Origin of the sequence: Pantoea sp. PNA 03-3, from assembly GCF_003201175.1 — a bacterium.
In the GTDB taxonomy this organism is placed as follows: domain Bacteria; phylum Pseudomonadota; class Gammaproteobacteria; order Enterobacterales; family Enterobacteriaceae; genus Pantoea; species Pantoea stewartii.
This window is the reverse complement of record NZ_QICO01000003.1, coordinates 670,091-680,716: the sequence shown is the minus strand read 5'-3', so window position 1 is coordinate 680,716 and position 10,626 is coordinate 670,091. Positions and strand designations below refer to the sequence as shown.

10 protein-coding genes and 3 pseudogenes are annotated in these 10,626 nt (G+C 42.4%); all 13 read right to left on the bottom strand.

The genetic code is table 11. The annotated features are described in order from the left end of the window. Positions 1-600: 600 nt before the first annotated feature. The 13 genes and pseudogenes from C7433_RS12875 to tssB all read right to left on the bottom strand — a co-directional run bounded on the left by C7433_RS12875 (position 601) and on the right by tssB (position 10,568). Positions 601-1,041 carry a hypothetical protein gene (locus tag C7433_RS12875; protein WP_110268307.1) on the bottom strand — a complete coding sequence of 147 codons (441 nt, stop codon included), beginning with the start codon at positions 1,039-1,041 and terminating at the stop codon, positions 601-603. Beyond that, positions 1,038-1,478: pseudogene (locus C7433_RS12870) on the bottom strand (hypothetical protein); the annotation flags it as partial. The pseudogene C7433_RS12870 and the gene C7433_RS12875, both read right to left, overlap by 4 nt. A gap of 208 nt (positions 1,479-1,686) precedes the next feature. Next, positions 1,687-2,088 carry a lysozyme inhibitor LprI family protein gene (locus C7433_RS12865; RefSeq protein ID WP_110268306.1) on the bottom strand — a complete coding sequence of 134 codons (402 nt, stop codon included), beginning with the start codon at positions 2,086-2,088 and terminating at the stop codon, positions 1,687-1,689. Positions 2,089-2,100: 12 nt separating this feature from the next. Beyond that, complete coding sequence (locus C7433_RS12860) at positions 2,101-2,514, bottom strand: hypothetical protein (protein WP_110268305.1); 414 nt, start codon at positions 2,512-2,514, stop codon at positions 2,101-2,103. 329 nt (positions 2,515-2,843) lie between these two features. Beyond that, the gene (locus C7433_RS12850; RefSeq protein WP_110268303.1) at positions 2,844-3,653 is read right to left on the bottom strand and encodes a lysozyme inhibitor LprI family protein; all 810 of its coding nucleotides are present in this window, start codon (positions 3,651-3,653) and stop codon (positions 2,844-2,846) included. A 512-nt stretch (positions 3,654-4,165) separates the two neighbouring features. Then, positions 4,166-4,717, bottom strand: a complete 552-nt coding sequence (locus C7433_RS12845; RefSeq protein ID WP_110268302.1) for a hypothetical protein — start codon at positions 4,715-4,717, stop codon at positions 4,166-4,168. Between the two features lie 18 nt (positions 4,718-4,735). Further along, positions 4,736-5,215: pseudogene (locus C7433_RS23900) on the bottom strand (N-acetylmuramidase family protein). A gap of 515 nt (positions 5,216-5,730) precedes the next feature. After that, a pseudogene (locus C7433_RS12835) lies at positions 5,731-5,970 on the bottom strand (FHA domain-containing protein); the annotation flags it as partial. A 140-nt stretch (positions 5,971-6,110) separates the two neighbouring features. After that, positions 6,111-6,512, bottom strand: a complete 402-nt coding sequence (locus C7433_RS12830) for a lysozyme inhibitor LprI family protein (protein WP_052133231.1) — start codon at positions 6,510-6,512, stop codon at positions 6,111-6,113. 12 nt (positions 6,513-6,524) lie between these two features. Further along, positions 6,525-7,394, bottom strand: coding sequence for a peptidoglycan-binding protein (locus C7433_RS12825; RefSeq protein WP_110268301.1), 870 nt, complete (start codon positions 7,392-7,394; stop codon positions 6,525-6,527). Positions 7,395-7,515: 121 nt separating this feature from the next. Next, entirely contained in the window at positions 7,516-7,998 is a 483-nt protein-coding gene (locus C7433_RS12820) for a type VI secretion system tube protein Hcp (RefSeq protein WP_033742159.1), read from the bottom strand. A 540-nt stretch (positions 7,999-8,538) separates the two neighbouring features. Continuing rightward, a complete protein-coding gene (gene tssC, locus C7433_RS12815) occupies positions 8,539-10,038 on the bottom strand; it encodes a type VI secretion system contractile sheath large subunit (protein WP_110268300.1) in 1,500 nt (499 codons plus the stop codon). Next, positions 10,038-10,568 (bottom strand): type VI secretion system contractile sheath small subunit, encoded by a 531-nt coding sequence (gene tssB, locus C7433_RS12810; RefSeq protein ID WP_033742165.1) that lies wholly within the window; start codon positions 10,566-10,568, stop codon positions 10,038-10,040. The genes tssC and tssB overlap by 1 nt, the downstream gene beginning before the upstream one ends. Between the last annotated feature and the right edge of the window lie 58 nt (positions 10,569-10,626).

Genomic DNA, 10,626 nt, shown 5'->3' with positions numbered 1-10,626 from the left:
TCCACGCCACGACCAATTGTGCCGCCGGGAGGAAGAAAATCAAAACTGGTTTGCGGCGGTTGATGGCCGGGTTTAGCGGTTATTATCGTAAAGCGCATCACGGATTCCTGCGGTTAGCTGTTCGACATCTATATCGCGCGTCTCTCGGGGAGAAAGGCGGGATATAGAGGCTTAGTGGATTGTGCTGCCTGGTCTTCATTGTTTAAATGATAACTCAGTAACGTTCATTTCATCATTAAAACATGTGCAGGCTTCTTGCTCATTATTACTAATGGCAGCCTACAGTCATTTACCCGGGCCTATTTTCTCAATAAAATGGTCTATAACTTTTCCATTTTCAGACCAAGCGATGAAACAAACAGATTACGTCGTATTAACTCAGGCGCTTTCCTGAATAAGCGCTTCAACTTCTTTACTGTCGTTAAGATGGAATGTTTGACTATGGTTAATATCAACATACTTGTTAACCCAAGTTATGAATTTTAATTTTCGGAAGTAGAACGCTATCACCCAGGAATGACCTAAAAGGTGAAAGTGTAAAGCCCGCAAAACGTAAACACCTAAAAACATCATTACCAGTTCGAGATTTATTTTCTCACTTTAATTAATCGATAAACTAGTTGAGTATGTAAACAAAGAAAAACAAAAGAAAACCAAAAGAAAACCAAAAACCGCAGTCAGGGCAAATATAGCTTTATAAAAAACAACTAAATCAGCGATCCACGCTGTCATATTTTTTGGTTGCGACTGAATAAAATTATAAGCTTCCTCCCTTACTTCTTCATTTTGTCTGAATTTCATTTTCACACCTTTTTGAAGGCGATATAAATATGAAATCTTTTGATAATTTGCATAAAACCCCAAGTTACTTGAAAATTTAGTAGTAGTATCAAGCTGGAGACCTGCATTATTAAATTCACGAATTATCTTAGCGTATTTTTCACTGTTTTTCTTAAAAATAAAAGAGGCATAAATATGCAAAAAACCAATAAGGAAAAATAAAAAAATAATCGTATACATGGTGATATCATATAATGTCATAAGATCTTATCCATGATAAAGTCCACGGCTTTTCCACCGGCTTCACCAAAACCATATCCACCTGCGGCACCACCAACTATACCACAAGCCAAGGCACCAACTCCGCCAGTTGCCACTCCCAACGCAACGCATGCGCCTGTGGCAAGTGAAGCTGACAACGCCCCACCATAAAAACCAGCCACTGTACTTCCTGCAAACTTCGAATATTCTTTTACAGCAACTTTTGTACACTCATTCTCGCGATCAACTGTGCATCCTTTATAGACATCATTAGTTGTGTTCAATGCACTGAAACCGATAGCAACCCAACCTCCATACTTCATGAATCTTGCGGCCTTAGCTGCTGCATCAACGTAAGTTGAGTATCCTCGAATAGCTCCTACACCTGCCGTTTGCCACTCATGGACTATTGATGAACTTGAAAGATTTAAAGCATGAACTGCAAGGGTGCCTCTGTAAAATTTTTAATACGAGCTAAAACATCCAACCCTGCCTTGCCAAAAAGAGGTGCATACATTTACGATCTATTTTTAAGCATTAATAAGGTCAAATCTTTTAAAAGACATCACTTATCCTATGCTATATTCAGTTGACGACAGCTGAAAATAAAAATGCACCCCAGAGGAATTGATTATTATAATTTAATTAATGATAAGGTATCATCTTTAACTTTTTAATTCTTTGTTCATTGTGCTCATACAGGCAGATATTGATATAAGAAAGACTTGCATCACTACCTTTATCCGCTGCAAAAGAGGCAAGTTCACAATCATTTTCTCTGTACTTTAACCATGCCCGTTGTGCTTCAGTTAACGTGCTTATGTACTTATTAAGCTCCTCATCATTGCCTTTATAAAGCTCCTGAACCCTTGATTTAGCTGCTTTATATTCCTTATTCAACATCACTTCTGTTTCAGATTTATTCTTTTCTGCACAGGAGTAAACTTCTTGATCATTATTTCCTTGTGAGCAATCACTTAAAGCATAAACCGGATTAAGCACTTGCATACCAACTATGAGCAAAGTAGAAAGCAATATCTTTTCCATGTAACCTCTTATCTATCGTCTACTTCTGAGATAACGAGCACGATGACGACCCTTTTCAAACTTTTGGAGATATGCTGAGCTATCAATAAAATCTGTCAATTTATTGATATCATTATGCATAGCCGCCTGCATATTTATCTTCGAATCTGCACCTTGATAAATTAAATCCACAATAATATCTTTGATTGCGGACTTCAGCTTATCCCAATCCGTTCTTTCATGATGACTGGCAGTTTTAGATAGATAAGAAGATTTACCACGACTTACATAGATTGGGTAAATAATCTCAAAGAGCCTTGCCTGCGACTCACGTGATATGATGCCGCATTCATCCCTGTATTTTTTAACCCAGGCATGTGCCGCACTTCCTTTTTTTGTTGAGCCTAAAGAAAGACGCCTTGCCTGCGCTTGCTCAACCCCCACCATCAAAAGATCAGAATAAATTTAACCTGAACTTCTTCCGCCCATTTCGTAACCATCTTCCGATGGTTACCCCTGAGTTATATCCTGGCCAATGTATATGCCTACTGAAATAAGGACTATGAATGTTGTCATTACCTTCGGCATCAAATGTAATTTGTCCCGCATTAACGGTAAGACGGCCAGAATTAACATTTGGATCATCGACTTTCCCAGGAGGTAAAACTTTACTGGTATTGTTACCTGAGCGAGAGAGTACACTCCATTTTTTCAATGAACATTAACCAAACCATCTGACCGTGACATGAAACGTGCTTGTTTAAAAAGGCATTTATTTATGACTTCGCAAGCTCAATAAGTTCGGCAACACGAGCCTGCATTTTTTTCTTTATACAGGTAGAATTAGCAGAACACGCATTTCTGGCGTCAAGCCAGTGCTTTTGGTTTTGATGGAACTGAGCTAAACGTATCTTGGCATCTAAACCTGTATTTGTAATTTGCTTTAATACAATATTATATGCCTCGGCGACACTCACATCCCAGGAAGACAAATCTGGATCATGGCAAATCGTTTTTTCACTATCATTCGTTGCCCTTTCGCACGCGAACGAAGGTGAAAATCTGGCATTATCTGATAACTTTTTTAGTAATATGTAAGACTGGTTATCCCAGTTCAGTAATACCAAATTAACATCAAGTTTCACAAGCCAGTGTTCAATATGCTCATCTGAAGGACTGATCTTCCCATTCTGACAATGAATACTATAAGGATGTATATTCAGCGTTCCTTTGACCGGCAGAGAATAGCTTTTAGCAGGGTCGTATTGAACCCCTTCTGTCGTACTGCTCATCAAATGATTTAATATTGTCACATTCATAGAATGATAATCTGGGAACTCGCAGCCACTATCTGGCTGTATAGACGTCTTTATTTTATCCGACGTGAATTCAAATATACGTCCTTTTAGATTCGGATCATCAGGAATTAGCGTTATCAGCTTCGCAGAGGCAACATCCTCGTCAACATATACATGTTCAACTTTCCACTTACCATTAAGATTTAAAGAATATTCCTGTTCAGAAAAACACTTTAAGGACATGACCAACGACGCGATAAAAAGTAACACATAACCGGTTCTCTGCATGATGGACACCTGAAAGTGGGATAAAGTAAAAGAAAATATTTCAAAATACAACATTAACTGTAAGGGGTTCTTCTCAACTTATTAATGATTTGTTTGTCCAGACTTGCTTCACAGGTGTTTTGTATGCCATGCTCGCGGCAGAGTTCTTATCCGCCGTCAGTGAGGCGAACGCGCAATCCTTCATGGCGGTATTTAAGCCATGGACGCTGTGATTCAGTAAAAAGCTGCAGAGACTTATCTTAGCTTTTGAAAGGGCTATAATAAAATTATTGATCCTTAATTTTATTGCCTGGCATTCTTTGTTAAATTGCCTCTCGTCTTATTAATGATTCTTTCTGTACAAGCGTATACTTACTGCTCGTTGCTATCGTTGCAGAAATTTTCTATAGCGGAAAATTCATCAATTTCAACTAATAGTACAAAGGAGTTTAATCATACATCTCATATGCAAACCCCTTTAATTAAAATTAACATATAACCTTGGTTGGTTTGCTAAAGAGGTTTAATTAAAATTACTTTTGATAAGCCTTACGCAGTTCAGAGAGATTTTTTATATATGAATTTTGAAACTTTTCCGTAACACTCTGATCGTAATAGATGCTGTTATCACCACTTTTTAATCCCAAAATGTAATAATCATTTGCATAGTGATCAGGGGCTTCAGTGGTATAAATAACCGCAACTTTCGTAGCAGGATCGTCTTTTTTTGAAATAAGGCCAACTGAATCAACTTTATGGCAACCTACTGTTTCCCAATCCCCTTGACCGATTGTTTGGATAAACTGATCAGATTTTTTACTATCCTTTGTCCAGGCAATAAAACATACAGGCTGAACTTCTCTTACCCATCCTTTTCCTTGTACAAGAGTACCTAATACTTTGCCATTTTTGATTAAATCGAAAGTTTGATTTTTATCTAATTCAACTCGCTCAAGACCTTCATGCTGAGCTTCCTGAATAATAGTCTTTTCATAATCATTTGAATGAGGTTTAGAAAGAGTTATGGAAGCATTCGCTATAGGGCTAATAACAAGTAAAGACAATACCAGATTGAAGATTTTCATATTATATAAAATCCTGAATTAATTATGCATGGCTCTGTCATAATTTCTTGATAAATGAACATCATAATTATTCTTTTTATAATCACTACCATTGTTGTATCTGGCAAAACTTGATCAGTTCTTCGTTCGGATTGCATTCAAAAGAGTCGGCGTATGAGAAACATGATTAACAAAAGCGTATACCTGCCCCGGAATAGTATTCATTCCTTTGACAAACTCTTCGATATTTTCGTAACCCGAAGTGACATAATTACTACCCATAATTTGGAATGCTCCCCAGTAAGCTGACTGGAGCGCTGCTGCACGATCAAGTGCTATTGCTTTGTTTAATTAGTCGTATTGCTCACTAAATTTACCATAATGATCGTATGGCTTTCCTGATATTTCAGGATGAGTTGCATCATAATTGTGATTTGTTAATCTACTGAAATAGTGCCTTTCATATAGAATTGTCGGCCGACCTGATGAATCGAATGGACTTTGCTTGGTTTCCGACATCACAACTGCTTTTATTGCTGCTGGTTCGCAATTTAATGCTTTCGCCATACTAACATACATTTCATCAGTAACAGCAGAGGCTGTAGTATCGAGGCTTAATTTTTATATTGCTGACCGGCGTAATATTTCCATGTAACCTACGCATTGTAGGCCCCCGGGGTGAAACAATACCGTCCGGGTTGCGAAGACCCACAATCTTTTCCTAGAATATTTTTATTTTATCAATAGTTTTTGGTCCCAAAAAACCATCAACTTTTAATTCACTACCAGTGAGGTGTAACAGACTTATTGGAATTTAATAATGATTGAACGGTTTTAACATCAAGTGATTTATTAGGTTGTCTTAAACCAACGCCCTGGCTTATCTGTATTGTAGTCACGTCAAATCCCTCTCGACTCAGCTTTAACAGATTAGTGTAAAGGGCGCCTCCTGATGGAGGCGCATCTTATTAAGCTTCTTTATTCTCTTTGATGTTCCAGCCCGCGCTGGTTTCTGCACCTTTACCAGAAGAGCTCTGCTCCAGTGGGATATCGTTTAACAGCACACGCGTCACGTTACCGCGATTCGTCAGGCGGCATTCACCTTCAGCAGTGATAAGCACAATCGCCTGCAGGCGGGAAATCGTGCGATCGTCGTCGGGCAGTACCAGATTGTTATCCACACCACGACCAATTGTGCCGCCGGGAGGAAGAAAATCAAAACTGGTTTGCGGCGGTTGATGGCCGGGTTTAGCGGTTATTATCGTAAAGCGCATCACGGATTCCTGCGGTTAGCTTTTCGACATCTATATCGCGCGTCTCTCGGGGAGAAAGGCGGGATATAAAAATAGATAGAGTTACTAGAGCCTTACAATATAATATGCACCTGGATTACAATAGGTGCATATTAAAAAAATCAATCGTATGGGATCTGTTCCAACTGTTTAGTTCTTGCCTCATCAAGTTCTGCAATACAATTATTCGTAAATACCGTATAAGGATTACTGTTTTTATCGGCAACATGCGCAAATAACTTACACTGCCCATCGCGATATTTTAGCCAGCTTCGCTGTGACTCAAGAAATATATTCAAATATTCTTTTTTGACTTCCGCTTCGTTTTGAAAGACTTTATCGATGCGTTTCTTTGCCGCCGAGTACTCATTATTTAACTTTTGCTCTGCAGTGTTTTTGTTTTTTTCAGCACAAGTAAACACTGCAGGATCACTTGTTTCCTTAGAGCAATCATCCATCGCATAAGCTGAATGACCAAATATAAAAAAAACAAAAGCCAAACTATAAATATATTGCTTGCACATAAAAACTCCCGCCTATTTATGTTTTCTCAGATAATTTGCTCGTTGGCGTCCACCCTCATAACTTTTTACTTGGGCATTATTTTCAATAAAATCTATTAACTTATCGATATCGTTGTACATGCAGGCTTTCATGGTTCTTTCAAAACCCAGCCCTTGATATACAAAGTCTACAGCTATATCTTTTATAGGAGGTTTAAGGTTTTCCCAAGGGGTTCTTTCTGGGAAGCCAGAAGTTTTACTAAGATAAATTGATTGCCCTCTAACCAGATATTTAGGGTATATCATTTCAAATAATTTAGCTTGAGCCTCACGAGTAATAATACCACACTCATTACGGTGTTCTTTTACGAACTTGTCTGACTGTGAAGGTGATAATCGAGCGCCTCTTGCCAGAAGAATAGCTTGTTCCTGCGGAACACCAGCCTGGATCAAGTCTATTTTCACCGTCTCACCAGAACGCCCACCCATATCATAACCACGTCCGATTGTTACGCCAGAAGCCCCTTTAGGCCAATGGATATGTCGACTAAATCCTGGGCTGTTAGGCCAATCATTACCTTCTGCATCAAAAGTTATTTGCCCTGCATTTACAGTTAAGCGACCTGAATTGAGATGGCGATTTTCTTCTGGTGTGGGCTGCGTTCGGTTAGTTTTTTCAGAATTAGATAATTTATTCCAGGTCCGACCATGAACATCAACCAAACCATCTGGCCGTGACATGAAACGTGATTGGTAACTTTTGATAGCTTCGATAGTTTTTGGCCCAATTCTGCCGTCATCACGAAGCTGGGGAAAACCATTATTTTGTAAAAGCCGTTGAACCGTTTTTACATCGCCGTAATTATTACGGCCACCTATACCAACTGACCCTGTAATACTCATTTACTATCTCCACCCAATGAATCTGATCCAGAGAAATCCTTGTAAATTGGCTGGGAGCCTAACGCATAAAAAGAAAAAACCACTTAGCGAGAAACGCCTCCCGATAAGGAGGCGTTTTTTCTTACGCTTCTTTATTCTCTTTGATGTTCCAGCCCGCGCTGGTTTCTGCACCTTTACCACCAGAAGAGCTCTGCTCCCAGTACTGCTGTTTCACTTTCGCAGCCTGGAATGCATAAGTTACGCCCAGGGTGTCATCGTGCTCTGAACCCACGAACTGAACGTTGGTTACCAGCACATCTTCCAGGGTGATTCGGGTGTATTCGATTTGCGTGCCGCCCGCTTTACAAACTGACACTTCAACTTTAGAAACGTGCTTACCGCTGGCACAGTTTTTCAGCAGTGCAGTTACCGCTTTGTCGATTTTGGCATTAATGTGCAGGTCGTTGAAGTTAACTTTACCAGCACCGCCACCGCCGCCCACGCTCATATTACCCGGCTGATTAGCGCCCCAGGAGAAAGAGGTAATATCAATCCAGCCGGTATGGTTAGAATCTTTAGATTCACCCGTAATGCCGTCTACCTTCAAATACATATCAATAGCCATAATATTTACTCTTCGTTATGGAAAAAGTTGTCGCTTTCGAAAAAGCATCTATATGGCAAAGAGAAAAGCATGGGGCTGAATAAAACAGTCCATATTTTACTTTTGCCTCGACTTCGGGAGTGCTACAGGCTTCCCGAAGGGTCCCACTACAATAAACTGCAACAGCAGGAGATTTTTTTGCCGTATCGGTATGTCAAATGAATGCTGACGCACACAAGGCATCCGTCGTAAATACGCTAAATTTAATTATGTCGTTCATTCTGTTGCAGGCTGATGACTTAACCCCTATCCATTCTCACAGCGATAACAGAACAGTTGAGCTAATTATTTATCTGGCCGACATGGAACAGCAAAATATCTGATTAGGTAGCCTGCCATTATACCTTTATAGCCCGGTCGAAACCCGTAGACCTTCTACCGGAGCCAGTATTTTCAGAAAAGGTTTATTTTGCGGGCAACAGAATTTTTGAAGTGAAAAAGGTCATGCTTAATCGTCTGAAAAAGCACGCCACCTGGACGTGCTTTACATTGCAAAAAAATTTAATTCTCGTTCGACTTCAGCGAAGGCAGCTTCGATACCAGACGCAGCGACACTGTTAATCCTTCCAGCTGATAATGCGGGCGCAGGAAGAATTTCGCTGCATAGTAGCCAGGGTTGTCTTCCTGCTCTTCCACATTCAGCTCCGCCGCAGCCAGTGGCTTGCGTGATTTGGTTTCCTGTGAAGAGTTAGCCGGGTCACCATCAACATAGTTCATTATCCAGTCATTCAGCCAGCGTTCCATATCGTCACGCTCACGGAATGAACCAATCTTGTCGCGCACAATGCACTTCAGATAGTGAGCGAAACGGCAGCAGGCGAACAGGTACGGCAAACGGGCAGCCAGACGAGCATTCGCGGTAGCGTCCGCATCATGGTATTCCGCCGGTTTTTGCAGCGACTGTGCGCCAATAAACGCGGCGAAGTCAGAGTTTTTACGGTGGACCAGCGGCATAAAGCCATTTTTCGCCAGTTCGGCTTCACGGCGATCGCTGATGGCGATCTCGGTCGGACACTTCATGTCCACGCCACCGTCATCGCTGGGGAACGTATGGCAGGGCAGGTTTTCCACTGCGCCACCTGATTCCACGCCACGGATGGAGGTACACCAGCCGTACTCTTTAAATGAACGATTGATGTTGGCCGCCATCGCATAAGCTGCGTTGGTCCAGCTGTAGTTGCTGTGATCCGAGCCATCGGTCTGCTCTTCAAAATCGAAGCTGTCAACCGGGTTGGTACGAATGCCGTAAGGCAGACGAGACAGGAAGCGCGGCATTACCAGGCCCAGATAACGCGCATCTTCCGATTCGCGCAGGCTGCGCCAGGCGGCATATTCGGTATTCTGGAAGATTTTGGTCAGATCGCGTGGATTCGCCAGCTCCTGCCAGGATTCCATCTGCATAACGCCTGGCGCGGTACCGGTGATAAACGGACAGTGCGCGGCCGCACCGATGCGGGCCATCTCGCCCAGCAGCTCAACGTCCTGCGGGCTGTGGTCGAAGTAGTAATCGCCGACCAGGCAACCGAACGGCTCGCCACCGAACTGGCCGTATTCCTGTTCATAGATTTTCTTAAACAGCGGACTTTGATCCCAGCCCACGCCTTTATAGCGCTTGAGCGTGCGGCCCAGCTCCTGTTTAGAGATGCTCATGAAACGAATCTTCAGCATCTCATCGGTTTCCGTGTTATTCACCAGATAGCTCAGACCGCGCCAGGCGCTTTCCAGCTTCTGAAACTCTTCATGGTGAATAATCTGGTTGACCTGCTGAGACAGCTTTTCATCAATCTCAGCAATCAGTGCCTGAATGGTGCGGTAAGCATCGCTGGAAACGGTCACCGTATTTTCCAGCGCCTGCTGTGCCAGCGTTTTCACCGCGCTTTCTACCGCTTCGCGCGCCTGATCACTCTTTGGACGAAACTCTTTGTTCAGTAAGGCACTAAACTCGTCCTGACTAAAACTGGCATCGCCCTGTGACTGGGGTTGTTGAGAAGTCTGATTCATTATTGCTCCTCCTTCCCTTCTGCGGCATCCGCCTGCTTAGGCACATGCGTCAACGCCTGCAGCAGGGTCGGATCCTGAAGAATTTTGCCGATAAGCTCTTCAGCGCCATTTTTGCCATCCATATAGGTCAGCAGATTTGAAAGCTGAGTACGTGCTTCCAGCAGGCTGTTAAGTGGTTCGACTTTACGGGCAATGGCATCCGGGGAGAAATCGTCCATGCTTTCAAAAGTCAGGTCAATATTCAGTTTGCCGTCGCCGTTCAGCGTATTGTCGACCTGGAATGCAGCGCGTGGCTTCATGGCTTTCATGCGCTCATCGAAGTTATCGATGTCGATTTCCAGGAATTTGCGGTCGTCAACGCTGGCCTGCGGCTCCAGCGGCTTACCGGCTAAATCGGCCAGTACGCCCATGATGAAGGGCAGCTGAATTTTTCGTTCTGCACCATAAACTTCCACGTCATATTCAATCTGAACGCGTGGCGCGCGATTGCGGGCGATAAATTTCTGCCCACTGGACTTCATTGTTGGCATGGTTCTCTCCATAAATAATGCGCGGTTACTGGCTCGCAGGAGGCGCGCAGGTCTCGCT

What these genes read in the sequence shown, in the direction of transcription:
- C7433_RS12830 (WP_052133231.1), bottom strand. Translation starts at nt 6,512, where the DNA reads ATGTGCAAGCAATATATTTATAGTTTGGCTTTTGTTTTTTTTATATTT.
- tssB (WP_033742165.1), bottom strand. Translation starts at nt 10,568, where the DNA reads ATGCCAACAATGAAGTCCAGTGGGCAGAAATTTATCGCCCGCAATCGC.
- C7433_RS12850 (WP_110268303.1), bottom strand. Translation starts at nt 3,653, where the DNA reads ATGCAGAGAACCGGTTATGTGTTACTTTTTATCGCGTCGTTGGTCATG.
- C7433_RS12825 (WP_110268301.1), bottom strand. Translation starts at nt 7,394, where the DNA reads ATGAGTATTACAGGGTCAGTTGGTATAGGTGGCCGTAATAATTACGGC.
- tssC (WP_110268300.1), bottom strand. Translation starts at nt 10,038, where the DNA reads ATGAATCAGACTTCTCAACAACCCCAGTCACAGGGCGATGCCAGTTTT.
- C7433_RS12845 (WP_110268302.1), bottom strand. Translation starts at nt 4,717, where the DNA reads ATGAAAATCTTCAATCTGGTATTGTCTTTACTTGTTATTAGCCCTATA.
- C7433_RS12820 (WP_033742159.1), bottom strand. Translation starts at nt 7,998, where the DNA reads ATGGCTATTGATATGTATTTGAAGGTAGACGGCATTACGGGTGAATCT.
- C7433_RS12875 (WP_110268307.1), bottom strand. Translation starts at nt 1,041, where the DNA reads ATGACATTATATGATATCACCATGTATACGATTATTTTTTTATTTTTC.
- C7433_RS12865 (WP_110268306.1), bottom strand. Translation starts at nt 2,088, where the DNA reads ATGGAAAAGATATTGCTTTCTACTTTGCTCATAGTTGGTATGCAAGTG.
- C7433_RS12860 (WP_110268305.1), bottom strand. Translation starts at nt 2,514, where the DNA reads ATGGTGGGGGTTGAGCAAGCGCAGGCAAGGCGTCTTTCTTTAGGCTCA.